The organism is Mesorhizobium newzealandense (genome assembly GCF_042682145.1).
GTDB classification, from domain to species: domain Bacteria; phylum Pseudomonadota; class Alphaproteobacteria; order Rhizobiales; family Rhizobiaceae; genus Mesorhizobium; species Mesorhizobium newzealandense.
Genome location: NZ_JBHUGZ010000001.1, coordinates 168627 through 194182 on the forward strand (window position 1 = coordinate 168627; position 25556 = coordinate 194182).

At 63.9% G+C, this 25556-nt stretch carries 24 protein-coding genes and 2 pseudogenes; 13 read left to right on the forward strand and 13 right to left on the reverse strand.

Annotated features, from left to right (window positions below):
• Nucleotides 1–41: 41 nt before the first annotated feature.
• On the forward strand, nucleotides 42–974 hold the full coding sequence (gene kdgD, locus ACFSOZ_RS00800; RefSeq protein WP_379092335.1) for a 5-dehydro-4-deoxyglucarate dehydratase: 933 nt from the start codon (nucleotides 42–44) through the stop codon (nucleotides 972–974).
• Between the two features lie 150 nt (nucleotides 975–1124).
• Here kdgD and ACFSOZ_RS00805 read toward each other — a convergent pair whose 3' ends face one another.
• A complete protein-coding gene (locus ACFSOZ_RS00805; RefSeq protein ID WP_379092337.1) occupies nucleotides 1125–1856 on the reverse strand; it encodes a FadR/GntR family transcriptional regulator in 732 nt (243 codons plus the stop codon).
• A gap of 158 nt (nucleotides 1857–2014) precedes the next feature.
• Between ACFSOZ_RS00805 and ACFSOZ_RS00810 the strand changes: the two genes are divergently transcribed.
• Nucleotides 2015–2845 (forward strand): NAD-dependent epimerase/dehydratase family protein, encoded by an 831-nt coding sequence (locus tag ACFSOZ_RS00810; protein WP_379092340.1) that lies wholly within the window; start codon nucleotides 2015–2017, stop codon nucleotides 2843–2845.
• A gap of 5 nt (nucleotides 2846–2850) precedes the next feature.
• Here the strand turns inward: ACFSOZ_RS00810 and ACFSOZ_RS00815 are convergent, their stop codons facing one another.
• On the reverse strand, nucleotides 2851–4446 hold the full coding sequence (locus tag ACFSOZ_RS00815; protein ID WP_379092343.1) for a GMC family oxidoreductase: 1596 nt from the start codon (nucleotides 4444–4446) through the stop codon (nucleotides 2851–2853).
• A 215-nt stretch (nucleotides 4447–4661) separates the two neighbouring features.
• Here ACFSOZ_RS00815 and ACFSOZ_RS00820 point away from each other — a divergent pair, with 215 nt between their 5' ends.
• From ACFSOZ_RS00820 to ACFSOZ_RS00835, 4 genes and pseudogenes are all read left to right on the forward strand, one after another.
• On the forward strand, nucleotides 4662–5744 hold the full coding sequence (locus tag ACFSOZ_RS00820) for a sugar ABC transporter substrate-binding protein (RefSeq protein WP_379092346.1): 1083 nt from the start codon (nucleotides 4662–4664) through the stop codon (nucleotides 5742–5744).
• Between the two features lie 97 nt (nucleotides 5745–5841).
• Nucleotides 5842–6882: an ABC transporter permease gene (locus tag ACFSOZ_RS00825; protein WP_379092349.1), complete on the forward strand. Its 1041-nt coding sequence runs from the start codon at nucleotides 5842–5844 to the stop codon at nucleotides 6880–6882.
• A 5-nt stretch (nucleotides 6883–6887) separates the two neighbouring features.
• Complete coding sequence (locus ACFSOZ_RS00830; protein ID WP_379093784.1) at nucleotides 6888–8390, forward strand: sugar ABC transporter ATP-binding protein; 1503 nt, start codon at nucleotides 6888–6890, stop codon at nucleotides 8388–8390.
• 4 nt (nucleotides 8391–8394) lie between these two features.
• Nucleotides 8395–9210 (forward strand): annotated as a pseudogene (locus tag ACFSOZ_RS00835) (ABC transporter permease); the annotation flags it as partial.
• A 240-nt stretch (nucleotides 9211–9450) separates the two neighbouring features.
• On the opposite strand, the gene gloA reads toward ACFSOZ_RS00835, so the two are convergent.
• A complete protein-coding gene (gloA, locus tag ACFSOZ_RS00840) occupies nucleotides 9451–9861 on the reverse strand; it encodes a lactoylglutathione lyase (protein ID WP_379093787.1) in 411 nt (136 codons plus the stop codon).
• A gap of 161 nt (nucleotides 9862–10022) precedes the next feature.
• Between gloA and ACFSOZ_RS00845 the strand changes: the two genes are divergently transcribed.
• Entirely contained in the window at nucleotides 10023–11462 is a 1440-nt protein-coding gene (locus ACFSOZ_RS00845) for an FAD-binding oxidoreductase (RefSeq protein ID WP_379092352.1), read from the forward strand.
• Between the two features lie 7 nt (nucleotides 11463–11469).
• Entirely contained in the window at nucleotides 11470–12258 is a 789-nt protein-coding gene (locus tag ACFSOZ_RS00850) for a FadR/GntR family transcriptional regulator (RefSeq protein ID WP_379092355.1), read from the forward strand.
• Nucleotides 12259–12384: 126 nt separating this feature from the next.
• Here ACFSOZ_RS00850 and ACFSOZ_RS00855 read toward each other — a convergent pair whose 3' ends face one another.
• Complete coding sequence (locus ACFSOZ_RS00855) at nucleotides 12385–14148, reverse strand: tetratricopeptide repeat protein (protein WP_379092358.1); 1764 nt, start codon at nucleotides 14146–14148, stop codon at nucleotides 12385–12387.
• A 34-nt stretch (nucleotides 14149–14182) separates the two neighbouring features.
• On the opposite strand from ACFSOZ_RS00855, the gene ACFSOZ_RS00860 reads away from it, so the two are divergent.
• Nucleotides 14183–14485, forward strand: coding sequence for a hypothetical protein (locus tag ACFSOZ_RS00860; protein WP_379092361.1), 303 nt, complete (start codon nucleotides 14183–14185; stop codon nucleotides 14483–14485).
• 27 nt (nucleotides 14486–14512) lie between these two features.
• Here the strand turns inward: ACFSOZ_RS00860 and ACFSOZ_RS00865 are convergent, their stop codons facing one another.
• On the reverse strand, nucleotides 14513–15133 hold the full coding sequence (locus tag ACFSOZ_RS00865) for a GNAT family N-acetyltransferase (protein WP_379092364.1): 621 nt from the start codon (nucleotides 15131–15133) through the stop codon (nucleotides 14513–14515).
• An 85-nt stretch (nucleotides 15134–15218) separates the two neighbouring features.
• Between ACFSOZ_RS00865 and ACFSOZ_RS00870 the strand changes: the two genes are divergently transcribed.
• Nucleotides 15219–16100 carry an AraC family transcriptional regulator gene (locus tag ACFSOZ_RS00870; RefSeq protein WP_379093790.1) on the forward strand — a complete coding sequence of 294 codons (882 nt, stop codon included), beginning with the start codon at nucleotides 15219–15221 and terminating at the stop codon, nucleotides 16098–16100.
• 146 nt (nucleotides 16101–16246) lie between these two features.
• On the opposite strand, the gene ACFSOZ_RS00875 is transcribed toward ACFSOZ_RS00870, so the two are convergent.
• Both ACFSOZ_RS00875 and ACFSOZ_RS00880 read right to left on the reverse strand, forming a co-directional pair.
• Nucleotides 16247–16807, reverse strand: coding sequence for a hypothetical protein (locus ACFSOZ_RS00875; RefSeq protein ID WP_379092367.1), 561 nt, complete (start codon nucleotides 16805–16807; stop codon nucleotides 16247–16249).
• Nucleotides 16808–17097: 290 nt separating this feature from the next.
• The gene (locus ACFSOZ_RS00880; protein ID WP_379092370.1) at nucleotides 17098–18021 is read right to left on the reverse strand and encodes an NAD(P)-dependent oxidoreductase; all 924 of its coding nucleotides are present in this window, start codon (nucleotides 18019–18021) and stop codon (nucleotides 17098–17100) included.
• A gap of 164 nt (nucleotides 18022–18185) precedes the next feature.
• Here ACFSOZ_RS00880 and ACFSOZ_RS00885 point away from each other — a divergent pair, with 164 nt between their 5' ends.
• Nucleotides 18186–18926: a FadR/GntR family transcriptional regulator gene (locus tag ACFSOZ_RS00885; protein WP_378923495.1), complete on the forward strand. Its 741-nt coding sequence runs from the start codon at nucleotides 18186–18188 to the stop codon at nucleotides 18924–18926.
• A 17-nt stretch (nucleotides 18927–18943) separates the two neighbouring features.
• On the opposite strand, the gene ACFSOZ_RS00890 is transcribed toward ACFSOZ_RS00885, so the two are convergent.
• The 6 genes and pseudogenes from ACFSOZ_RS00890 to ACFSOZ_RS00915 form a co-directional block, all read right to left on the reverse strand.
• Nucleotides 18944–19198, reverse strand: a complete 255-nt coding sequence (locus ACFSOZ_RS00890; RefSeq protein WP_379092373.1) for an ATP-binding cassette domain-containing protein — start codon at nucleotides 19196–19198, stop codon at nucleotides 18944–18946.
• A 58-nt stretch (nucleotides 19199–19256) separates the two neighbouring features.
• A pseudogene (locus ACFSOZ_RS00895) lies at nucleotides 19257–19772 on the reverse strand (ABC transporter ATP-binding protein); the annotation flags it as partial.
• Nucleotides 19661–20389: an ABC transporter ATP-binding protein gene (locus ACFSOZ_RS00900; RefSeq protein WP_379092376.1), complete on the reverse strand. Its 729-nt coding sequence runs from the start codon at nucleotides 20387–20389 to the stop codon at nucleotides 19661–19663. The gene ACFSOZ_RS00900 and the pseudogene ACFSOZ_RS00895, both read right to left, overlap by 112 nt.
• Entirely contained in the window at nucleotides 20386–21423 is a 1038-nt protein-coding gene (locus tag ACFSOZ_RS00905; protein ID WP_379092379.1) for a branched-chain amino acid ABC transporter permease, read from the reverse strand. Before ACFSOZ_RS00905 ends, ACFSOZ_RS00900 begins: the two co-directional genes overlap by 4 nt.
• Nucleotides 21420–22301: a branched-chain amino acid ABC transporter permease gene (locus ACFSOZ_RS00910; protein WP_379092382.1), complete on the reverse strand. Its 882-nt coding sequence runs from the start codon at nucleotides 22299–22301 to the stop codon at nucleotides 21420–21422. The genes ACFSOZ_RS00905 and ACFSOZ_RS00910 overlap by 4 nt, the downstream gene beginning before the upstream one ends.
• Before the next feature lie 129 nt (nucleotides 22302–22430).
• Nucleotides 22431–23645, reverse strand: a complete 1215-nt coding sequence (locus ACFSOZ_RS00915) for an ABC transporter substrate-binding protein (protein WP_379092385.1) — start codon at nucleotides 23643–23645, stop codon at nucleotides 22431–22433.
• A 162-nt stretch (nucleotides 23646–23807) separates the two neighbouring features.
• Between ACFSOZ_RS00915 and ACFSOZ_RS00920 the strand changes: the two genes are divergently transcribed.
• Together ACFSOZ_RS00920 and ACFSOZ_RS00925 are read left to right on the forward strand one after the other, a co-directional pair.
• Nucleotides 23808–24794 (forward strand): aldo/keto reductase, encoded by a 987-nt coding sequence (locus ACFSOZ_RS00920; protein WP_379092388.1) that lies wholly within the window; start codon nucleotides 23808–23810, stop codon nucleotides 24792–24794.
• 192 nt (nucleotides 24795–24986) lie between these two features.
• Entirely contained in the window at nucleotides 24987–25460 is a 474-nt protein-coding gene (locus tag ACFSOZ_RS00925) for a hypothetical protein (protein ID WP_379092391.1), read from the forward strand.
• Nucleotides 25461–25556 lie beyond the last annotated feature (96 nt).

Consider the following 25556-nt stretch of genomic DNA (forward strand, 5'->3'; position numbering starts at 1 on the left):
CCGACCATCCATTTGCCGGCCCCATACACGGAGTATTCGTTTTGACGTTCTCACCCACCGAGCTGACCAAATCCCTTGGCCGCGGGCTGCTGTCCTTTCCGCTGACCTTTTTCCACGACGACGGCGCCTTCAACGAAGACGGCTATCGCGACCATGTCGCACTGCAGGGCGCTGCCGGAGCAAGCGGACTTTTCGCCGCCGGCGGCACGGGCGAGTTCTTTTCGCTGACGCTCGAGGAGTACAAACGCGTCGTGCGGGCAGCGTCGGATGAAGTTCCCGATCACCTGCCGCTGCTGGCCGGCGTCGGCTACGGCACGCATATGGCGGTCGAGTTCGCCAAGGCCGCCGAGGCCAATGGTGCCGACGGCCTGCTGGTGCTGCCGCCCTACCTGGTCAAGTCCGAACAGGAAGGCCTGCGCCGGCATCTGACCGCCATCTGCCGCTCGGTCGGCATCGGCGTGATCGCCTACAACAGGGACAATGCGGTGCTGACGCCCGAGACGCTCGACCGGTTGGCGCAGGACTGCCCGAACCTGATCGGGCTGAAGGATGGCGTCGGCGACATCGAGCTGCTTACCGCCTTGCGCTACCGCATGGACGACCGCCTGATCTTCATCGGTGGCATGCCGACGGCCGAGGTCCATGCCAGTGCCGCCGCGGCCATCGGCATGACGACCTATTCGTCGGCGATCTACAATTTCGCGCCCGAGATGGCGCTGCGTTTCTTCAACGCGCTGCGGGCCGGGCGCACGGCGGAAGTCGGCGACATCATCCGCAGCTTCTTCCTGCCCTATCTCGCCATCCGCAACCGGCGCGCCGGCTATGCCGTCTCGATCGTCAAGGCCGGCGCGCGCATCGCCGGGATCGACTGCGGTCCGGTCCGGTCGCCGCTTCTCGACTTGACAGTCGATGAGGAGCGGCAGCTCGCGGCCCTCATGCAGTCCTGCCGCATGCCGGTCGCAGAGCTGGCGTGAGATCGGATGGGCTGCTCAAACGGATCGAAGGTCAGGTTTGACGCCGTGCTGGATCGGTTCACCGTCTTACGGAAACGCCGAACCGATCCATCTCTTTACTTTGACGCAATTCCGGACGGAAAACCGTTTCACACTTTTCCTGGAATTGCTCTACGACCTGGCCGAACCGTCGACCATGCGGCGATAGCGCTCGCGGCCGGCCTCCAGATGTTCGCGCAAGGTGAAGCGGGCGGCTTCGACATTCTGCCGCTCGATGGCCTGATAGATGCGTCGATGCTCCATCTGGACCTGTTCGAGGTAGAGCCGCCGCTGCTCCGGCGTCTCAGTCCGCGGGCGGATCGACTGGCGCGGAATGATGACCGGCCCGAGAAAATGCATGAAGCGCTCGAAATAGGGATTGCCGGTGGCCGAGGCGATCGCCCGGTGGAAGGCAAAATCCGGCTCGATCGCGCTCTCGCCGGCGGCGATCGACGCGTCGATGGCATCGAGGCAATCGCGCATGCGGGCAAGGTCGTCGTCGCTGCGCTTCTCGGCGGCGATGCCGGCCGCTTCGAGTTCGACGGCGAGCCGCAGCTGCAGCACGTTCTGGACTTCGGTCAGCGAGTGAAGCTCGTCGGAGACGATGCGGAATGTGGTGTTGGCCTCGTGGTCGGCGACGAACACACCGGAACCCTGGCGGCTGACAACCAGCCCTTCCGAGCGCAGCGAAGCCATGGCCTCGCGAATCACCGTACGGCTTACCCCGAATTGCGCGATCAGTTCCTGCTCGGTCGGCAGTTTCTCGCCGCTGGTCAGATGGCCGGCGCGTATTTCGCGCGCAAACCAGTCGGCCACCTGCGCCGTGCGGCTGATCTGAGGAGGAAGGCCAAAGGAACGTTTCATCGCCACCAAGCAATAAACGAACCGCTGTTCTTGGCAACCCATTATTTGTATGGTGATATGATGACATCTACGGGGCGCATGACGCGCGCAATCTCCGTTCGCCTTGCCAGGCCGGCGCGAACATGTCTCCCGATTTCCCTATCATGAAAGGACAGGGATTGGCACTCCGCGACAAACCGGTGCTGTTGACCGGAGCCTCCGGCACGATCGGACGCCTGCTCTCGGCCAGGCTGGCGGCGCTCGGCTGGGCCTTGCGGCTCACCGATGTGGTGCCCCTGCCGATCCCGCTGCCGGACAAGGCAAGTTTCGACATTGCCGATCTCGAGGATCAGCAGGCGGTGAACGATCTCGCCCAGGGCTGCGGGCTGATCCTGCATTTCGGCGGCATATCCACCGAACAATCCTTCGAGACGGTGCTTGGCCCCAATCTGCGCGGCAGCTTCCACATCTACGAGGCGGCGCGCAGCCAGAAGGCGCGCGTGGTTTTTCCTTCCTCGGTGCACGCCGTCGGCCTCTACGAGCGAACGGAGATTCTCGACCAGGACTGCCTGCTGCGGCCGGATGGCTATTACGGCCTGTCGAAGGCCTATGGCGAAATGCTGGCGCGGCTGTATTGGGACAAGCATGCCGTCGAAAGCGTGCTGATCCGCATCGGCTCTGTGCTGCCGGAGGTTCCGGACGAAAGGATCCTGTCGACCTGGATATCGCATGACGATTTTATCAGGCTGATCGAGCGTTGCGCCGAGGCCGAACAGGTCGGCTGCTCGGTGATCTGGGGGCAGTCCAACAACAGCCGTGGCTTCTGGCGGCACGATGCCAGGAACAAGATCGGCTGGACGCCGCTGGACAGTTCCGACGGCCAGGCCGAGCGCGTCCGTGGCAAGGTGACGGACAATCCGGTCGTGGAGCGGTACCAAGGCGGCAAGTTCATCGTTGTCGACTACACCCGCGCCGACTTCCCGCCGCGCTCGATGTTCCCGGACGATTGATTTATCTACGCCGGCAACGGGCTCCGCCCGGCGATCATATCGGCTGCCTTTTCGGCGATCATGATGACGGCGGCATTGGTGTTTGACGACACGATGCTTGGCATCACCGAACTGTCGCAGACGCGCAGGCCCTGCAGGCCACGCACACGAAGCTCGGGATCGACGACGCTTTGCGCATCGCCGCCCATCCGGCAGGAGCCGACCGGGTGATAGGCGCTGCGGCCATGCTCGCGGGCGAAAGCTTCGAGTGCCGCGCGTCCCTTGGTGCCCGCACCCGGAAGGTGCTCCCGGCTGAGGTATTTGGCGAAGGCCGGCTGAGACAGGATCTCGCGGCTGATCTCGATGCCGTCGACGGCGCGCTCCAGGTCGTAGCGTTCGGCGAAGGGGTTGGGATCGATGATTGGCGGATCGCGCAGATCGGCCGAGCTGAGCGTGACGCTGCCGCGCGAGCGGGGGCGGACATGGTAGGAATTCAGCGTGCAGCCATTGCCGCCGGGAACCGAGCCGATGCCTTCCTCGACGCCGGCGCCGGGCAGGAAATGGAACTGGATATCGGGCGTCTTCTCCGCACGGTCACCCCACCAGAAGCCGCCGGCTTCGACGATGTTGGAGGCCACCGGCCCCTTGCCGAACAGCGCGTATTCAAGGCCGGCGACCGCCTGCCAGCGCTTCTTCTTGTAACGGTCGATGCCATGCGGCCCGTTGAGTTCGGCGACGACGTCGACATCCATGTGATCGTGCAGGTCCTGGCCGACTCCAGCGAGATCGTGGATCACCTTGATGCCGTGCGTGCCAAGATGTGCGGCTGGGCCGATGCCGGACAGCATCAAGAGTTTGGGCGAACCGATGGCGCCGGCGGTGACGATCACTTCTCGCCCGGCGCGCAACAGCTCGGTGCGGCCATTGACGATGATCTCGACGCCGATGGCGCGACCATTTTCGACGACGATGCGGCTGACCGTGGCGTCGGTGCGCAGCGTGAGGTTCTTGCGGCCAAGTGCGGGTCTGAGATAGGCGACCGCCGTGCTGCTGCGTTTCCCCTGACGCGTCGTGGTCTGGTAGAATCCGGTGCCTTCCTGCTGGCCGGCATTGAAATCGGCCCGGAACGGAAGACCGGCCTGCTGCGCCGCCTTGACGAAGACCCGGGTCAGTGGATGCGGTGCGCCGCTGGAAACGCCGAGCGGGCCATCGGTGCCGTGCTGCGGGCCGGCGAAGGTGTCGTTGCCCTCGGAGCGCCGGAAATACGGCAGCACCTCGGCGTAGCTCCAGCCCGCGCAGCCATCGTCGACAGCCCAACCATCGTAGTCCTGAGGGCAGCCGCGGGTGAACACCTGGGCGTTGATCGAAGAGCCGCCGCCAAGCACACGCGCCTGCGGATAGACCATGGTGCGGCCGTCGATTGCCTTGCCGGGCGCCGTGTCATAGCCCCAGATCAGCGGCCCTGCCGTCATCTTGAAGAAGCCGACCGGCAGATGGATGTAGCGGTCGGTGTCGGGCGGGCCGGCCTCGAGCAGGACGACGGAGATATCCGGATCCTCGCTCAGCCTGGCGGCCAGAATGCAGCCGGCCGAGCCGCCGCCGACAATGATGTAATCCGACATTCTCGCTCCCATGCATGGGCAAAATCAGCGCCCTGCCCTCCCGCGTGCAACGATCTCAAGTCGCTTGTGCCGCGTCAAGAGAAAGGGTATGGTTATCGTGTTGAAGGGTTGTCGTACAAGTAGAGGAACTTGACAACCCGTCGATCGGAGGCCCGGCCGCGCTCCCCCGCGCAAGCCGCCGGGCGGGAAACAGATTTCAACTGGGAGGTTTGATAATGAAGGACAGGAAGAGTTTGACGCTTTCCGGCACGGTCAGCCGCCGGACGCTGATGATGGGCGCCACCGCCGGCATGGCGGCGCTCGCCATGCCGAGGGTTTTGCGCGCCCAGGAAAAGCCGACGCTGGTGACATCGATCCGGTCGTTGTCTAACCCCTATCATGCGGTGTGGAAGACCGGCGCCGAAGCCTACGCCAAATGGGCAGGGCTCGAACACGTCACGCTGGTTTCGGAAGGCAACAGCGAGAAAGGCATCGCCGACATCAAGGCGATGCTGGCCAAGACCGGCGGCAACATGGTGCTCAATTCCGATCCCAACGACACGCCTGATGCACGCCCGATCGTCGAGGCCTGCGCCAAGGCCGGCGCCTATGTGGTGACGCAATGGAACAAGCCCGGGGATCTGCACCCCAAGGACTTCAACCCGAACTATGTGTCCCACATCGAGTTCGACGGCATCGAAAGCGGCAAGACCATCGCCGAGATCCTGTTCAAGACCATCGGCGGCAAGGGCGGCATCGTCGCACTTGGCGGCCTGATCTCGACCACCGCGGCGATCGAGCGCAAGAAGGGCCTCGACGCGGCACTCGCCGCCAATCCCGACATCAAGCTGCTCGACTTCCAGGTCGCCAACTGGAAATCGACCGAGGCTTTCGACCTGATGGGCAACCTGCTCACCCGCTTCGGCGACGACATCAAGGGCATCTGGGCTGCCAATGACGACATGGGCTCCGGCGCGCTTGAGGCGCTGCGTGCCGAGAGCCTCGCCGGCAAGGTGCCGATCGTCGGTGTCGACGGCATCAAGACGGCGGTCGACGCCGTGCGCACCGGCGAATTCGCCTGCACCGTCACCTCGGATCCGTTCTGGCAGGGCGGCATGGGACTGGCCATCGGCTACAACGCCAAGATCGGCAAGTTCGACCCGGTCAAGGAGCCGCCGGAGCATCGCGAATTCTACGGCAAGGCGGTGCTGATCTCGCACGACAATGTCGAGGAATATTACAAGACCAATGTCGACGCGAAACCGGAGATCGACTGGAACGATCTGTGGGGTCGGGTGACTGGAGCCATCCGGACCTGACCACCGGGGCGGGCTGCTGCTCCCTGGCGGCCCGCTCCCTTTTATCGTCGCCGTGCATTGCATCGGCGACTGTCATCAGCAGACGGGAAGCGGTTTCTTGACAATCCATACAGAACCCCTGAAGTCCGTTTCGGACATCGAGCGGACGACGCTTATGACATTTCTCCCCAGCGGCATCGCCACCGTGTTCGGCGGCAGGCGCTGGCGCAGCCTGGCGCCGCTGGCGGTGCTGATCGTGCTGTGCGTGCTGATCGCCATCGCCAATCCCAATTTCATCGAGCTGCGCAACCTAGTGCGTCTCGCCAACTCGGCCGCCGTGCCGCTGACGCTGGCGATGGGGCTGACCTTCATCATCCTGATGGGCAGCATCGACCTCTCCGTCGAAGGCACGCTGTCGGTGGCGGCGATGGTGGTCGTGCTGCTCGCCGCCAATGACGGCAATGGCAACGACTATGGCTGGTGGGCGGTGCTCGCCGCGGTCGTCGCCGGCACCGCGATGGGGTTCGTCAGCGGTCTCGTCCAGACGATGCTGCGGATTCCCTCCTTCATGGCGACGCTCGGCATGTGGTTCATCGGCCTTGGCCTGTCGGTCTATATGCTCGGCGGCTCGGCGATCCGTCTCAACGATGCCTCGATCCGCGACCTGGCATTGACCCGTTTCCTCGGCCTGCCGCTGGCGGTCTGGGTCGCGACCGGGGCGTTCCTGCTCGCCGCCATCATCCAGTACCACACCAAGCTCGGCCGCCACATCCTGGCCATCGGCGGTGACGAGGATGTCGCCAAGCTCTCCGGCGTCAACGTGGTGCGTGTGCGCATCACCGCCTTCGCGCTGGCCGGTTTCTTCTTCGGCATATCAGGCGTGCTTGCCGCCGCACAGCTCGGCCAGTCGCACGCCGTCATCGGCGATGGCAGGCTGTTTGCCGCGGTCACCGCCGTCGTCGTCGGCGGCAGGGCCTTGACCGGCGGCGAAGGCGGCGGCGTCAACACGCTGATCGGCGTGCTGATCGTCACCGTGCTCGCCAACGGCATGATCCTGCTCGGCATTTCGCCCTATATCCAGCAGACGGTGCAGGGCCTGATGATCATCGCCGCGGTGGCGCTGTCGCTCGACCGCGTCCGCCTCAGAATCGTCAAGTGACCGCCATGCTGCAGGCATCCGGCATCATCAAGAATTTTCCCGGCGTCCAGGCTCTGCGGGACGTCTCGATCGGGGTCCGGCCGAACGAGGTGGTCGGGCTGATCGGCGAGAACGGCGCCGGCAAGTCGACGCTGATGCGGGTGCTGGCCGGCAGCTACCGGCCGGATGGCGGCAGCCTGACCCTCGACGGCAAGCAGCTGCGCATGCGCAGTCCGCGCGATGCGGCACGGCACGGCATCGGCATGGTGTTCCAGGAACAGTCGCTGGTGCTCAATTTGACGGTCGCCGAAAACATCTATCTCGGCGAGGAGGACCGCTTCACCCGCTTCGGCATCGTCAACTGGCGAGCCATGAACGCGGCGGCGCGCCGCCAACTGGCCAAGATCGGCATCGACATCGACGTCACTGCGCGCACCTCCGAGCTCACCTTCGCCGCGCGCCAGATGGTCGAGCTGGCCAAGGCACTGACGCTGGAAGAAGTGGTCGAGCGACAGCTGCTCATCCTGCTCGACGAACCGACCTCGGTGCTCAACGCCGCCGATATCGAGGTGCTGTTCGCGCGCGTGCGGTCGCTCAAATCGCGCGCCAGCTTCGTTTTCGTCTCGCACCGTCTCGACGAGGTGCTGGCGATTTCGGACCGCGTCTACACGATGAAGGACGGCGCGGTCGTCGCCGAGCACCGCGCGGCAGATGTCACCGCGCCGGAGCTGCACGAGATCATGGTCGGGCGCGGGCTGCAGGCTGAATATTACCGCGAGGCGCGCCAGCAGGCGCCGCGTGAGACGGTGATGGTCGAGGCAAAAGGGCTGGGCGCGGGCGGCGCTTATCACGACGTCGATCTCAAGATCAGGGCCGGCGAGATCGTCGGCATTGCCGGCGTCGTCGGCTCCGGCCGCGAAGAGGTCACGCGCACGATCGGCGGCTTCCTCCAGCACGATGCCGGTGAAATGAAGATCGCCGGCGACGCCGTGCGCTTCGGCTCGCCGGAGCCCGCGGTGCGTAGGGGTATCGGCTATGTCCCGCGCGAGCGGAGGCTCGAAGGGCTGGTGATGTTCCTGTCGATCGCGGAAAACATTTCGCTGGCCGACCTGTCGAGCGTCATGCGCCATGGCGCCATCGACTATGGCAAGGAGCGCCGGCTCGCCGCCGACTGGATCAAGCGGCTGCGCATCAAGGCGCCCGGCCCCGATGCCGCCTGCCGCAAGCTCAGCGGCGGCAACCAGCAGAAGGTGGTGCTGGCGCGCTGGATGACGGCGGGCTCGCGCATCCTCGTGCTCGACCATCCGACGCGCGGCCTCGATGTCGGCGCCAAGGAAGAGGTCTACGAACTGGTCCGCGATCTCTCCGCGCAAGGCGTGGCGATCCTGCTGATTTCCGACACGCTGGAAGAGACCATCGGCCTGTCGCACCAGGTGCTGGTGATGCGCGACGGCGAGATCACCGCGCGTTTCGATGCCAGCCCCGGCAACAAGCCGAACCAGATCGACCTTCTGCGGGCAATGGTGTGAACCGATGAATGAAGCGTTTTCCCTCAGGCGAATTTTCGAAGGCAAGTGGACGCAGGGCGCCATTCCGCTGGTCCTGCTCGTCGCGCTGCTGCTGATCATCGAGATCGCCGCGCCCGGCTTTCTGACCGGCGAGACCGTGGCGCTCTTGTTCGCCAACACCGCCGTGCTGTTCATCCTGGCGACCGGCGTCACCTTCGCCATCCTGCTCGGCGGCATCGACCTGTCGATCCAGGCGGTCGCCTCGCTGGCCAGCGTCATCCTGGCGCAGTTGCTGCCCTCGCTCGGCCTTGCCGCCTTTCCGGTGGCGATCCTGTCCGGGCTCGCCTTCGGGACGTTAAGCGGCATCGTCCATGTCAAGCTGCGCGTGCCGTCCTTCGTGGCGACGCTCGCCACCGGCGGCGTCGTCACCGGCATCGCGCTGTGGGTCTCCGACGGCCGCGCCATCACCATCGAGGAAGGCGGCCGCGAAAACACCGCCTGGATCAACGCCACGATCGCCGGCCTGCCAGTGGTGGTGCTGATTTCGGCGGTCATCGGCATCGCCAGCTTCCTGGCGCTTCGCTACACGCGCTTTGGCCGCCAGGCGATTGCCGTCGGCGCCGGTGAGCCGGCCGCATGGGCGGCGGGCATCAATGTCGACCGCACCAAGATCATCGCCTTCGCTGCTTCCGGCATGCTGGCCGCCATCGCCGGGGTGGTGCTGGCGGCGCGGCTGTCGAGCGGCTCGCCGGTGCTCGCCAACCAGCTGCTGCTGCCGGCCATTGCCGCCGTCATCGTCGGCGGCACCGCCATCACCGGCGGGCTGGGCGGCGTTGCCCGCACGGCGGTCGGCGCGCTGATCATCTCGATCGTGCGCATCGGCATGACCTTCGTCGGCGTCAATATTTTTCTGGAAAAACATGGTGTTCGGCGCGGTGCTCATCGCCGCCGTCGCCATCACCATCGACCGCAGCAAGATCGCGGTCATCAAGTGACAGATCCATCCGCACCGCCTCCCAAGCAAGCGCGGACCGGACGGGGTCGCATCAAAGGCTCGATGCGGCCCCGCCTGATCAGGTCCTTACATCGTGTCGAGACCGATCAGCTCGATCTTGTAGCCGTCCGGATCCTCGACGAAAGCGATGTGGGTGGTGCCATGCTGCATCGGTCCGGGCTTGCGCGGAATCTTGGCGCCGCGCTTCTCGAGCTCGGCACAGACGGCGTAGATGTCGTTGACGCCGAGCGCCAGATGACCGAAGCCGGTGCCGATCTCATAGGGCTCTTCCCTGCCCCAGTTCAGTGTCAGCTCGACGACGGCCTCGGTCTCTTCCGGGCCATAGCCGACAAAGGCGTTGGTGAACTTGCCACCGGGATAGTCGTCCCGGCGCAGCAGGGTCATGCCGAGAACCTCGGTGTAGAAGGCAATCGACCTGTCGAGGTCGAGAACCCTGATCATGGTGTGCATATAGCGAAAGCCCGGGGCGTCGCTCATTGGGAAAGTCCTCCGTGTCGGGTGATTGGCTGGTCTGACCGTCCACATCAAACAGCTGGCGGCAACATGGCCTCGCTTGATGTTCTAAATCAGGGTTGTATGATAACACGACAAGCAAGGTGGTTGTCCAGTCGTTTTCCCAGAGGGTCCAGAGCCAGGTCATGAATGTCGTGCCGCCCACCTCCGCATCGCTGATAGCAGCCCTTGCCGGCGTGCTGCCGGATGGCGGACTGCTGACCGAGACGCAAGACCTCGCGCGCTACAGCCGCGACTGGTCCGGCGATCATTTCGGCCGTCCGCTGGCGGTCGCGCGTCCGGCCTCGGTCGAGGAGATGTCGGCGCTGATGCGACACTGCCATGCGGAGCGTATTCCGGTCGTGCCGCAAGGCGGCCTGACCGGTCTCGTCGGTGCTGCGGTCGCCACGGATGGCGGCGAAATCGTCATCTCGCTGGAGCGCATGAACAGTATCCGTTCGATCAGCCCGATCGACTTCGCCATGGTGGTCGAGGCCGGCTGTATCCTCGAGGACGCCAAGCGAGCCGCCGAAGAGAGCGATTGCCTTTTGCCGATAACCTTCGGGGCACAGGGAAGCTGCCGCATCGGCGGCAACGTCGCCACCAATGCCGGCGGCTTCAACGTGCTGCGCTACGGCATGACGCGCGACCTGGTGCTCGGCCTCGAAGTGGTGCTCGCCGATGGCCGGATCTGGAACGGGCTGAAGGTGCTGCGCAAGGACAATCGCGGTTACGACCTCAAGCAGATCTTCATCGGCTCAGAAGGCACGCTCGGCATCATCACCGCCGCGGCGCTGAAACTGTTTCCCAAGCCAACGCAGATCGAGACGGCGCTGGTGGGCTTGCGTTCGGTCGAGGACGCCATGGCGCTCTACGCGCGGGCGCGGCGCGACTGCAGCGATCTTCTCACCGCCTTCGAACTGATCCTGCGCCAGGGCATCGAAATCACCATGCGCGAAGGTGCAGACTTTCCCGACCCGCTGACAAAAGCCTATCCGGCCTATGTGCTGATCGAGGTTTCCTCCGGCGGGTTGATCGACCTTTCGGCCATGCTGCTGGGTTTTCTCGGCGGCGTCGCCGACATCGTTGAAGACGGCATTGTCGCATCGACGCGGGCGCAGGCCGAGCGGCTGTGGCTCTATCGCGAAATCATGGTCGAACGCCAGGGACGCGGCGGCCGCTATCTGCGCACCGATGTCTCGGTGCCGATCTCAAAACTCGCCGATTTCGTCACCGACGCACTGGCGGCGCTGGCGGAAGCGCGACCGGACGCGCTGGCCGTCACCTATGGCCATGTCGGCGACGGCAACATCCATCTCAACGTGGTGCCGCCGGAAGGCATGGAACCGCAAGCGGTCGAGCATCTGTTCGAAGAGGCGGAGGCCGAGATCTTTGCCGTCGTCGACCGCTATGGCGGCTCGATCAGCGCCGAACACGGCATCGGCCGGGTCAAGCAGAAGGCGTTCCTCGAACGGATCGATCCGGTGACCCTTGATCTGGCGGCAGGCATCAAGCAAGCCTTCGATCCGCGCCATATTCTGAGCAATGGCCGCATTCTGGCAAGCAAGGCCAATCATGGTCTATAGGTGAGCGATGACGCTGAAGCTCGACAAGGTCAATCGCGGACCACACCTCTCCACCCTGGTTGCGAGTTCGATCTCGCGCGAAATCGCGCAGGGGCGCCTGAAGCCTGGCGATCAGCTGCCGACCGAGCAGGCGCTGGCGACCACGTTCGGGGTCAGCCGCAACGTCGTGCGCGAGGCGATCGCGCGGCTGCGCTCGGAAGGCCGCATCTGGTCGCAGCAGGGGCGCGGCGCCTTCGTGGTGGAGAGCAACAACCCGACCGTGCTGACCATCGACTACGAGGCGCTGCAGCGCGCCGACTCCTTCCGCAACCTGTTCGAACTGCGCGGCATCCTCGAGGTGCAGGCGGCGGCCTTTGCCGCAAAGCGGCGTACCGAAGCCGATCTCGCCGCGATGGGCGATGCGCTCGCCGGCATGCGCGCGGCCCCCTATGGCAGCGTCGCCTGGCTGCGCAGCGACCTCGAGTTCCACCGCACCGTCGCCGAGGCGACGCGCAACAACTACATGGGCCAGTTCCTGGTCTTTGTGTCCGAGCGTGTGCGCGAAAGCATTCTCGCCGCCGGCAACCAGCAGAAATCAGACGACATGGCCCGCATCACGCTGGGCGAGCACGAGCGCATCCTGGCCGCCATCCGCGCCGGCGACGTTCAGGCGGCGCAGGAAGCCATGCGCGACCATCTGGCGGGCGCGGCCCTGCGCGTTGGGTTGCACGATGGTGGTGAGGCGGTTGCCGAGGCGGCATCGACCGTGCGGCACACGAGACTGAGGAAGGCTATCCGCAAGCAGGCTGGCGGATAGCGGCATGAAATTGGTGCAATAAAATTGATGGCGGGAGCGACAGCCCGGTTTCGCGCGCTGTCGAAAGGCTGACGAAGAGACGGCGGATAGGCACCGGGTACAGATGGCAAAGCGCCTGCTTTTTTCTTATTCCGGCAGGCCCGCCTTGCGCAGGTTCTCGCGAAGGTGTTCCAGGTCGCTTGAATTCTTGTATGGCGCCATGTCCGAGGTCGTTCTCATCGTGATTGTGGCTCGTGGCTCCAGCTGCAAAACGTGCTCGATGACCTGCTGCGCTTCGTCTTTGCTCCCTAAAGCCGCGTAGCTCGCTGCCAGGTATAAGTGTTGGTATACGGTGTCGAGGGTTCGTAGACCTTCCAACGCCGCGATCGCTTCATGATATCTGCGAACGTCGTAGTAAATCTGGCCAATCTGTAGAATGTACCACTCGGGGTAGTGAGGGTTGAGACGCATGGCTTTTTGCGCCGTCTCAAGGCCTTCCTGTGCCCTCCCGCAATAGCTTAGGCAGGAACCAAAATCCAACAGCACGTCGGCATCATTTGGATTGAGCTCAAGGGCGCGTTGATACTCAATGATAGCGCGTTCGTATTGTCCGCAAAATAGGCAATGCCCTGCGAGCGCATAGTGCCCCCATGCCTCGGCGTCGTCGCGTTCGATCGCCAAATTGGCGTATTTCAGGCCATTTGCCAGTGAGGCCTCGGGATTCTCGCTCCAACCGTCGTTTGCGTCGATCATGTGCGTCCAAGCGAGCTTCGCAAACGCTTTTCCGAACTTCGGATCGAGTTCACCCGCCTTCTCAAAGAGTTCGCGAGCACGCAAGTTGTCCTCTTTTGTGTAACGGTTGAGAGACTCCATGCCGCGCACGAAATAGTCCAGGGCCTCAAAGTTCCGTGTCCCCGCGACTTCCGGGCGCTCTTGCCACGCCTTTAACAGTCGGCCTCCGTACGCTGTGGCTAAACTGCCGATTATTCTTTCAGTGACATCGTCCTGCACGGCAAAGATGTTCTCGATGCCTCGGTCGTAGCGCTCTGCCCAAAGGTGCCGCCCAGTCTTGCCGTCTATGAGCTGGGCCGTAATCCGGACGCGGTCCTTCGACCTCTGTACGCTGCCCTCCAAGATATAGCGGGCACCCAGCTCTCGGCTGGCATCCTGTATCTTCGTGGCTTTGCCCTTGTAGGCGAACGTCGAATTGCTCGCGATGACGAAAAGATCGCGAAACCGAGACAATCCGGTGATGACGTTCTCTGTAATCCCATCCGCAAAGTAGTCCTGCTGACGGTCGTCGCTCATATTGACGAACGGCAGCAAAGCGATGGAGGGCTTATCCGAAAGCGAGGCCGGCGAAGTGGGGTTCGCTCCGGGACCGTCGAGACGCACCGCAAAAGCTCGCACGGGGTGCTCAATATTTTTAAGTATCTGCTCACCGTTGTCGTCGAATTGCAGGTCAAGCCGGTTTCCGAGGTGATCTCGCACCGTGCCCGAAACCATGACACCTCCAACAGGAGCGATGCCTTCGAGCCTTGCCGCCACGTTCACGCCGTCACCGAACAGATCGTCATCCTCGACGATTACGTCGCCGAGGTTGATCCCAATGCGGAATTGTATCTTTCGGTCCTCGGACAAGTCTGCGTTGCGATCCGACATGGCACGCTGCATGGCAACGGCACAAGCCACGGCGTTCACGACGCTTGGAAACTCGGCGAGGATGCCGTCGCCAGTCGTTTTGAAGATGCGGCCTTGGTGCTCGGCCATCTTTGGGTCGATAAGGTGGGCCCGTATCGTCTTCAGTTCGTCAAGTGTGCCCGCCTCGTCGCTGCCCATCAGGCGCGTATACCCCACCACGTCAGCGGCTAGGATTGCGGCAAGACGGCGTTGGACGCGTCCTTCGGTCATGTCGGGCCTTGCCTTTCAGCAGGACCGGGATTGTATGGCCGACGGCTGGCCGAGTCCACGGGCCGGAACGTCGCCGCCATTCCTTGCCATCATGTGCGCGGAGCGGATGAAGGGGAAGGCGGACTACGGCACCACCAACGTGATGCACCTGGATGCCGAATCCAAAGCCGACCTGCACGCCGAAGCGGAGAAGCTGATAGCCCGTTATGAAAGCCCACTTGAGACCGTGAAGGCGCTTATGGCCCACAACTGCGAGCTTGAGACCCAGTCCTCGCTCTCGCCCACAGATATCCGGGTATCGTCGCCATCAGCTACTATGCCGCCTGTACTGAGGTGATTGCGAATGACTGAAGTCGGTCAGGTCCTATCGGGCTGGCATCGCGTTGTTCACCAGCAGTGACGATCCGATGTCTCCGTCGAGCGCAAAACGCTCGCAGCGCTCGCCGTCGGACTCATCGATGAAGCTCTCGCCATGTTTGAAGCCGAGCTTCGCCAATATCCGCAGCGACGCGAAATTGCGCGCCGCCGCCTCGGCCGTCACCTGTTCAAGCGCCAGAGTTTCAAAGGCGTAGCGGAGGACTTCGCGCGCCGCCTCGCTGCCCAGTCCGTGCCCCCAATGCGCACGCGCCAGCACAAATCCCAATGCGGCTGCCTTGGCGTCGGTTGCGCCGAAGGACAGGGTTATCGTCCCGATCGCGTCCGATACTCCTGCCTGGTCTATGGACCACTGGATCGCCTTACCGTCAGCGAACCGCTGACGCGAACGGGCGAACCATCGCTCGCCTGCGCTTATGTCGTCGGGAACGGGATCGCCGGCAAGGGCGGCGGCTTCGACATCCGTCGCGCGCGCAAACCATGCTGGGATATCCCGTTTCCTCGGCGCCCGAAGCACGAGCCTTGGTGTCGTGAGCTTGGGAAATCGGACTGCTTCCATGGGGGCATTTTCGACCTGAGGCGGCGCCAATGCAACGGCGCTGGCAGGCACCTGTCGATCCATGCCAAATCGCAAGATCGGTCGAGCGCGACATGTCCGGAAGGGCCTAGCTGGTGTCGCCACGGAGGAAGAGACGGTGAAGGCGGCACTTGCAAACTACCATGCCCGAATGCAGCGGGTGCTGGACCACATAGACCGGCATCTCGACGACGATCTGGGCCTGGATGCGTTGAGCGGCGTCGCGGCGTTCTCGAAATACCATTTCCACCGGCAGTTCACGTCCACCTTCGGGTTGTCCGTGCATCGCTATGTCCAGCTTGCCCGCATGAAGCGCGCTTCGTACCGGCTGGCCTACAGGGACGCCCAAAGCGTCACGGACATAGCGATGGATGCCGGTTACGATGCACCCGATGCCTTCGCCCGCGCCTTTCGGCAACGGTTCGGGCAATCGCCTTCGTCGTTCCGGAAGTCTCCCGACTGGGAGCCGTGGCTTGCGGCCTTCGGGCCTCTCGACAACGCCAGGAGCAAGCTCATGCAGAAGACTTTTACCACTGACGACGTGACGATTCGCGATGTGCCCCCGACGCCTGTGGCGATCGTGGAACATCGGGGCGACCCGGCGACGCTCGGCGTCACCATCCAGCGGTTCATCGCGTGGCGAAAGGCCGCTGGCCTGTCACCCAAGACAAGTCCGACCTTCAATGTCTGGCGTTCCGAGCGGCGCCCTGCGTCGCCTGCCGATTATAGCGTGGACCTTTGTGTCGGGACCGACCAACCGATCGAGGCGAACGGCGAGCAGATCAAGGCCGGCGAGATCCCCGGCGGACGCTGCGCGGTGCTACGCGTCGTCGGCAACACCCACAATCTGGAGCCTGCCGCGCTCTACCTTTATCGCGACTGGCTGCCGGCCAGCGGCGAGGAAGCGAGGGATTTCCCTCTCTACTGCCAACGCCTCGCCTTCTTCCCGGAGGTGCCGGAGCATGAGACGGTCGCGGAGCTGTTCCTGCCGCTGAAATAGCACCGCTGGACGGCGGCTTGTCCCTACTGATCGCCAGCAGCGGACAGGCCGTTGTCCACCCCATCTCGGTCATTCCGCATTCATGAGTTCACGGTAATGCTCTCGGCACGCCCGCTAACTGATTTTCCCACCTAAGGCGCCCATCGTCAGTCCAGCGCACCACTTTTCAGCACGCCCCGTTCCTTCCACTGGCTCAGCGGAAAAATGTCCGGTGCGCCGCCCGTGGCCGCATACCAGGAGTCCACCACCCATCGGGTCCCGCCGCGATCACTTATCACCGCCGTCCAATGGGGATAGCGTCCGTCGACAAACAGGCCGCGCGAGGCATTGTCCTCGACCTTGTGAAACGTGAGCAGTTTTCGCTCGGCAAGATAGACCAGCAGCGTATGCGTATTGGTCGATTCGTCGACACAATCCATCTGGCCCCTGATACGCGATGCACCGAATTCCGACTGCGGCTGGTCGCGGACACCGGTGGCCTGGAAAATGCGCTGGTCGAAATAGCGGACAGCCTTCGAAATGGCGGAACGTTCGGCACGGGCTGAACCCGCGCCCGCATGCAAGATAGAACGGAAACGACTGTAGTCGCCGGACCCAAGCACAAGCATGGTGCGATAGTTGCAACCATAGCCGTGGCATAAGGCAATCCGCTTGGAAGCCGTCGCGGCCAGTTCGCTCGCGACCGCCGGTCCGCCAACCGCAAGCATGACTGTCAAAAGTGTTGCTCTGGCAAAGACTTTGAAACGTGCGTCCATCCCCGATCATAGACAAGTTCGGCAGAATGAGAACCATATTGCCAGAGGCATTGCGGGCGGAAAGTTCGGATGGCAGCTATGGGGTCGAACTCGGTCGTTCAGCGTGACTGGGTTTTGACCCTAATGGCGGCTTTCGCCAGCCATCCATAGACGACGCCGCAAACGCGACCTTCAGTGTCCAGGCAACAGAGGAGGAGTACGCCGCCATCTTCCCGCTTGGGGTCCGTGCCGGAAAGATAGGCTCAATCCGGATTAACTTCCCGTGGCGCCGGCGGTTCAACCAGCGAGACGCCGTTCAGGCCGGCGATGATGTCCGACAGCGCCGGCACGAACTTCTCGCCATGGCCGGTGGCGACCGCGGTGGCAAAGCCGTTGCGCACCGCAGCACCGATCGGGTTGGCGACATCGGCGGCCTGGGCGAAAGAGGCGAGATAGGTCATATCCTTGAGCGCATTGACGATGGCAAAACGCTGGGCGTTCTCGTTTCGGGTCAGCACGAAATCGAAGAAGGCCTGGTAGAAGCCGCAATCCATGCGGCTGCCCGAGATGACGCGGTTGAAAACCTGCGGTGTCAGCCCGGCCTTGGCGCCAAGCGTCAGCGCCTCCGAATAGATCGCCGAATAGCCCATCGAGACGAAATTGTTGAGCAGCTTCATGGTGTGGCCGCTGCCGGTCGGCCCGGTGTGGACGACGCGCGCGGCAAACGCCTCGAGCACCGGCCGCGCCCGGGCGACGGCCTCTGCCGGGCCGCCGACCATCACGTCGAGCTTGCCTTCGGCCGCTTCCTTGGGGGTGCGCGCCAGCGGCGCATCGATCAGCATCACGCCGTGCGTGCCAAGTTCGGCTGCAAGTGCTGTCGTCGATGACGGGTTGGAGGTCGAGCAGTCGATGATCAGCAGCGGCGTTCCGGCCGCGGCCAGTCCATCCGGCCCCTTGATCAGCATTTCGACCTCGCGCGAGCCGGTGACGCACAGGATGACGACGTCACAGGCGGCGGCGAGCGCGCGAGGACTTGCCGCCTCGGTGGCGCCGGCTTCGATCAACCGGTCGGCGGCGGTGCGGCTGCGATGCACGCAAACCGTCAGCGGCCAGCCCTTGCGCAGCAGATTGTCGGCCATGCCGGCGCCCATGCTGCCCAAACCGATGAAGCCTATGCGTTCTTTCATGCAATCCTCCAACAATTCTAGAGTTTTGACGCAATTCCGGACGGAAAACCGTTCACACTTTTCCTGGAATTGCTTTGACCCGCACCGGCGGGCCGCATTTCCTCACCTTGCGGCGGGCACCTGTCGATGCAATCCTTGCGGGAGAATCGGACCGGAGTCCCCCGATGGCGGAGCCCATGTTTTTCGACGCCATACCGCAAGCGCCCAATCTGCGGACCGGGCTGGTCAACACGCTGATCGCGCAGATCGAATCCGGCGATCTGGCGCCGGGCCAGCGGCTGCCGACCGAGCAGGAGATCGTCGCCGCCACCGGCGTCAGCCGCACCGTCGTGCGCGAGGCGCTGGCAGCACTGCGTGCCCGGGGATTGATCACCACGCGGCAGGGCCTCGGCGCTTTCGTCGCCAAGGATCCGCTGCCGAGGACCTTTTCCATCCTGCCAGACGATCTTGAATCGATCGACGAGGTGCTGCGCGTGCTGGAGCTGCGCATGGGCATCGAGGTCGAAGCGACCGGCCTTGCCGCCGAGCGGCGCAGCGACGCGGCGCTCGAGCAGATGAGCTCGCGGCTGGACGCGCTGGAGGCGGCGGTGCGCGCCGGCGGGTCGGGCTCGGAAGAGGATTTCGGTTTCCATCGCGCCATTCTGGCTGCGACGCAGAACGCCAATTTCACCCGGCTGTTCGACACGTTCGGCAGCGCCATGATCCCGCGCCAGTGGACGCGGCTCGACCGCATGACGGTTCCCGAGCGGGAAAAATACCTGGCGCGGATGCAGCGCGAGCATCGCGCCATTCTCGCCGCCATCGAAGCCAGGGATGTCAACGCGGCGCGGCGCGCTATGCGCAGCCATTTGACCAAGAGCTATGCCCGCTTCGAGGAGTTGCGCGACAGGGCAAGCCACGACTGACTGCTTGCTCACAGCGCTCATCCCGCCACGCCGCCGAGATAGAGTTCGCGCATCAGCGACATGTCGCGCAATTCGGCGATTGCGCCTGAGACGACGATGCGGCCGTTCTGCATGAGATAACCGCGCGACGCGACGGAGAGCGCCAGGCCGGCATTCTGTTCGACCAGCAGCACCGAAGCGCCGAAGCGCTCGCCGATGCCGAGAATGATTGCCTTGATCTCCTTGACCAGCAGCGGCGACAGGCCGAGCGACGGCTCGTCGAGCAACAGCACGCGGCCGCGTCATCAGCCCGCGTGCAATCGCCAGCATCTGCTGCTGGCCGCCGCTCAGCGAGCCGCCCTTGTCGCGCCGCTTGGTGGCAAGGATCGGGAAGAAGGCCAGCATGGTTGCGAAATCGGCTTCCACGGCGGCATCGTCGCGGCGCGCATAGGCGCCAAGACGCAAATTCTCCTCGACCGTCATGTCGACGAATATCTTGCGCCCTTCCGGCACCAGCACGACGCCTCGCCTGGCCATGACATCGGCGGCAAGCCCGGTCACCTCGGCGCCATCGAAGGAGATGCTGCCGGCGCGCGGCCGGATCAGCCCGGCGATGGCCTTGAGCAGCGTCGACTTGCCGGCGCCGTTGGGGCCGAGGATGGTGACGATCTCGCCCGCGCCCAGCGTCAGCGAGACGCCGCGGTTGACGATCGTCGGCCCATAGCCGGTGACGACATCGGAAACGGCGAGCAGGTTCACAGATCGCCCCCCAGATAGACTTCCAGCACCTTGGGATCGGCAAGCACCGCTTCGGTCGGCCCATCGGCGATCTTGGAGCCGAAGTCGAGCACCGCGAGGCGCCGGCACAGCATCTGCATCAGCTTCATGTCGTGGTCGATGACGCAGACTGATATGCCGTGGCCGGGAAGCTGGCGGACAAGCCCGACCAAGGCCGTGGTTTCGCGATCGTTGAGGCCGGCGGCGGGTTCGTCGAGCAAGAGCAGCGACGGCCGCGTGGCCAGCGCCAGCGCAAGGCCGAGCAGGCGAAGACTGCCAAACGGCAGCACGCCGGCCTTTTCGTTGGCAACCGCACTCAGCCCGACGAAATCGAGCAGCGCCTGCGGTGTCGGCCACGGGTTGGCGGTACCGTCCGCCCTCGCCCGGACATGCTCGCCGGCGATCTGGACATTCTCCAGCACGCCAAGCCCGCCAAAGGCCATCGCCTGCTGGAAGGTGTAGCCGATGCCGGCCCGCGATATGGCATGCGGCGCCAGGCCGGTGATGTCTTGCCCGCGAAACAGCACATTGCCGCCGCTCGGCCTGTGGACGCCGGTGACGACATTGAACAGCGTCGTCTTCCCCGAACCGTTCGGACCGACGACGCCGAGGATTTCTCCCTCTTCGATGGCGAGGTCGACGCCTGCCAGTGCCGTGACGCCGCCGAACTGCTTGCTCAGGCCGCTGATCGCCAGGATCGGGCTCATCGCCGCGCCTCCGAAGGGGTCGCGTCGCGCTGTTCCGTCTGCTGTTTCGGCTTGCCCGAAAACGCCGCGCGGAGCGCGCGCACAATGCCGCCGATCAGGCCATCGGGCAGCAGCATGATCACCGCGATCAGGCAGACGCCGTAGACGATGCGCGACTGGACCGGATCGAGGTTGAGCACTTCCGGCAGGAAGGCGACAAGGATGCCGCCGGCGAGCGGTCCCTCGATCAGGCGGGCGCCGCCGATCATGACCATCAGCGCCAAATAGATGCTGGGAAAGGAGGAAAACTGCGACGGCGAGATGTGGCCGAGAAAATAGGCCAGCAGCACGCCGGAGATGCCGGCAAAGATGCCGCTGACGACGAAGGCGCCGATCTTGTGGCGGCCGACATTGATGCCGAGCGAGGCGGCAAGCTTCTCGTTCTCCCGGATGGCGCGCAGCGTGCGGCCATAGGACGAGTTGATGATCGCCCAGCTCGCCACTGCCGCTGATGTCACGAACGCCACGACCATCAGGTAGTAGCGCGTCAGGTCGCTCATATCGGCGCCGAACAGGGTGACCGGGCCGGCCAGGTCGAGCCCCGTCGCGGCACCGGTATAGTCGCCGCCATTGGTGAGCACGATGGCCAGCAATTGGCCGAAGGCGAAGGTCATGATGACGAAGTGATGGCGGCCGACGCGCAGCGACGGAATGCCGACGATCATCGCGAACACGGCGCTCGCCAGGGCCGCCGCCGGCAGCGCCAGCCAGAACCCGACGCCAAAGTCGCGCGCGAGGATCGCCGCCGCATAGGCGCCGACGCCGACCAGCGCCGCGTGACCCATCGACAGGATGCCGGTCTGGCCGAACAGCACCGACAGGCCGTAGAGCGCGATGACGTTGATGCCGGCCGAGATCGCCAGCGACAGGAAGCGGTTGCTCGGCGAAAACAGAGGCACAAGAGCGATCAGCGCCAGGATGACCAGCACCGGCAGCAGGGATCGCAACGCCTTGAGGCCGGAACCGGCGCTATCCTGGTGGAGGCCCTCCTTCATGACGCCATCCTGGGTCCGCTGGTGCCGCCGAACAGGCCGTGCGGGCGAACGATCAGCACCAGGATCATCAGGGCGAAGGAGTAGGCGTCGGTCCATTGCGAGAAGCCGTAGCCGGCGCTGAAGCCCTCGACGATGCCGAGGATGAGACCGGCGGCGACGGCGCCGTAGATGTTGCCGAGCCCGCCGATCAGTGCCACGGCGAACCCCTTCATCACCATGGTGCCGCCGGTGAACGGCGTGATCGGAAACAGCGCGATCAGCAGTGCGCCGCCGAGCCCGGCCAGCGCACTGCCGAGCACGAACACGCCGGTGATGTAGCGGCGCACCGGAATGCCCATCAGGGCCGCCGTATCGCGGTCCTCGACGCTGGCGCGCAAGGCGCGGCCGTAGCGGCTTGCGGTGATCATCCGGAAGCTGAGCGCCACCACGGCGATGGTGATCAGGATGACCATGACGCGAACCGAAGCGATGCGCACGCCGCCGACCTCCCAGACCGTGGTCAGCGGGCGCGGAATGCTCTTCTGGTTGGGATTCCAGAACAGCACGACGACATGCTGCAGCACGACGATGAGGCCGAGCGAGACGATGAAGCCGTTGGTCGGTCGCTCCAGGGTGAAGCGGAACAGGCCGCGCTCGAGGATATAGCCCATCAGCCCGACCGCCAGGATCGCCAGCACCACCGCCAAGGGGAAGCCAAGGCCGGCGCTAACGGCAAGCCAGGTGACGATGCCGCCGATCATCAGGAATTCGCCATGGGCGAAGTTGATGATGCCGGTCAGGCCGAAGATCAGGGTCACGCCGATGGCGATCAGCGTGATGACGCTGGCGATCGAAAGCCCGTTGAGTATCTGCTGTATGAAAATATCCACGGCTCGCATTCGCTGTTGAAGTGATAGCGCTGTTGACCTGATGGCGCTGTTGACGCGGTGGCCGGCGACTCGGACCTGCCTGTATGACGAATGAGTTGGCGGCGGGTGACGCCGCCAACTCAAGGTCGGTTCGCCAGATCAGCTCTTCGGTGCTTCAGCCGGCGGCTGCTGCATCGAACAGGAGATCGCACCACCGGGTGCTGCGGCGCAGACCTCGGTGGCATGGGTGACCTGGTGGGTTGGGTTGAAAGTCAGGTCATCCGAGACCACGCCCTGGTGGTGGAGGGTCAGCAGCGCCTCGACCGTCTTGTCCGGATCGAAGCTGCCGGCCTTCTCCCAGGCTTCGGCGAGGAAGTGGACATAGTCGTGGTAGAGCAGCGACACCGACGAGGTCACGCCGTGCGGCGCGCCGGCCGCGAAATAGGCGTCGAAATAGGCCTTGGCTTTCGGGTTGGACGACTCGCCCCAGCAGACCGGAACGCAGCTCATCGCCACCGGCACATCGGCCGAAAGCTGCTTCTCCTTCCAGATGCCGGGGTCGACGCCGAACAGGAAGTAGCTCTTGGCGGCTCCCAGTTCGAGCGCCTGCGGCAGTGCCGTCAGCGTTGAATCGCCATTGTACCAGAAGTGGATGATATCCGGATTGAGGCTCTTGGCGCGGGTCAGGAACGGCGAAAAGTCGGTCGTGTCAGGCGGATAGAAGATGATGTCGGGAACATCCTGCCCCTCGGCCTTCAGCGCCTTGAAGTAGTAGGACGACAGGAACTGGCCGGTGGCGTCGTTGCCGACGATCATGACCGATTTTTTGGGCTTGTAGCCGAGCAGCGGCTCGAGAAGCGTGAGCACGCCACGCGCGGTCGATCCGGACCGCTGGAACTCCTGCGGCTCGGACTGGAAGAGGTAGTGATCCTCGCCGCCCGGCTTGACCGAGTCCGGCGTCAATATTTTCGCCAGTGTCGAATTGCCGGCGAAATGGATGATCTTGGCCGGCTGGGTGATCTTGGCCATGGCCAACGTGAAGTCATGCGTCTCCGACCCGAAGATCGCCTGCACCTTCACGTCGCGCACCAGTTCCTGGGTGGCGGCTATTGCGGTCGCGATGTCGGTGCGGTCGTCGCGCTTGACCATTTCCAGCTTGTAGGTCTTGCCGCCGACCTTGATACCGCCGGCGTCGTTGATCTGTTTCACGGCAAGCCCGACGCCCGCCGGCAAGGTATGGCCGGCGGAAACGAACGAGCCCGACTCCGCCGCGACGACACCGATCTTGACGATGTTGTCCTCGGCCAATGCAGGATGAGCAAGCGCGCCAAGGCACAGTGCCGCCGACGCGCCCATTTTCAGAACGGTTTTCAACTTGAGATCCTCCCGACTCCAAATCATTGCAGTCTTACCGGGTTGTCATACAACCCTGTTATCTGGTAAATCTAACGAACCGGGATGTCAATCGCGTTGCCATGCGATAAAAGGCGACCCGCAGATCAGGAATCACCACCAAGCCGCAGTTAGGAACAGGACATGCAGTCACGGAAATTCGGCCGTACCGGCCGCGACGTCAGCGAGATCGGCTTTGGCTCATGGGCGATTGGCGCCGCCTGGGGCGAGGTCAATGACGACGATGCCGTGGCCGCCCTGCACGCGGCCCTTGACGCCGGCGTCACCTTCATCGACACCGCCGACGTCTATGGCGACGGCCGTTCCGAGAAGCTGATCGCCAGAGTGATGAAGGAGCGTGGCGGCGAGCGGCCGTTCATCGCCACCAAGGCCGGAAAGCGACTGCCGGCGCAGACCGTCGAGGGGTTCAGCCAGAAGAACCTGACCGATTGGGTCGACCGCAGCCTGAAATATCTCGAGGCCGACACGCTCGATCTCGTGCAGCTGCATTGCCCGCTGACCGACCTCTATTATCACCCGGAAGTTTTCGAGCGCCTCGACCGTCTCGTCGAGCAAGGCAAGATCCGCAATTACGGCGTCAGCGTCGAGCGCGTCGAAGAGGCGCTGAAGGCGATGCAATATCCCGGCGTCGTCAGCGTCCAGATCATCTTCAACGCCTTCCGCCAGCGGCCGGCCGAGATGTTCTTCGACCTGGCGAAGAAGAACGATGTGGCTGTCATCGCCCGCGTCCCGCTGGCCAGCGGTCTGCTGTCGGGCAAGTTCAAGGCAGACACCAAGTTCGAGACAACGGACCATCGCCTGTTCAACCGCAACGGCGAGGCCTTCGATGTCGGCGAGACTTTTTCAGGCGTGCCCTATGAGGTCGGACTGGCGGCGGTCGAACGCATCCGGCCGCTTGTCTTGGGCGACACGACGATGGCGAAATTCGCGCTGCGCTGGATCCTGATGTTCGACGCGGTCACGGTGGTCATTCCGGGCGCACGCAATCCCGCACAGGCCCGTTCCAATGCCGAAGCCGCGGAGCTTCCGCCCCTGTCGGATGAACTGATGGGCAAGATCCGGGACATCTACGACCAGGACATCAAGCCCTACGTGCACCAGCGCTGGTGATCGAAGGCCATCGCATCCCGGTACGTTTTCCTTGGGGGGTGCCGCAGCAGGATGTAGCAGCCCCCTGCTACCAGCAATGTGAATTCTGGTGCTATCCATCAGGGGTGGCGAACCCGCAAAAGGCGGTGTAGGCTTCGCACAAAAGAAGAATGAGCCGCACCCCCGGCATGCCGGGCGAATCTGGGAGGATTCATGGTCGAGATCATCTCCAAGCGGGACGGCCCGCGGCGCGAGGATGTTCAGGTCAAGCGATTGATCGAGCAGAACCGCTCGACCATCGTCCGCCTTGCCGACCAGATCAGCGGCGGCGGCTACTCGGCCTCCAGGCAGCCACGCCAGCAACCCAAGGCGGAAGGCCTGATCATCCATGTCGGCGGCGGCGCGGCGTCCGCCACTGAGGCGAGCCCGTCCATCCGCGTCACCATGAATGGCCGCGTGATCTCCAAGGACCAGAACAGCGGCCGCCAGCTTCACCATATCGGCGATGTCCGCAACCGGAATGGGGACCAGGTCTTCGTCCTGGCGACGAAGCAGAACGGCTTTTTCTCGCCGGTCGACGAAACCATCGCCGAGGCACTTGCCGAACTGGATGGATCCCGGCTGACCGAAACTTACACCGAAGAGCAGCTTGCCGCCGACATCGGTGCCAAACTCGGCATCGACTGACGACCGGCATTCGGGCGTTTGCACGTCCAATCCGCGACAGCATACAGAAATGGCATACCTCAAAGGTACTGTGATGACTGAATGAGACACGCGAGC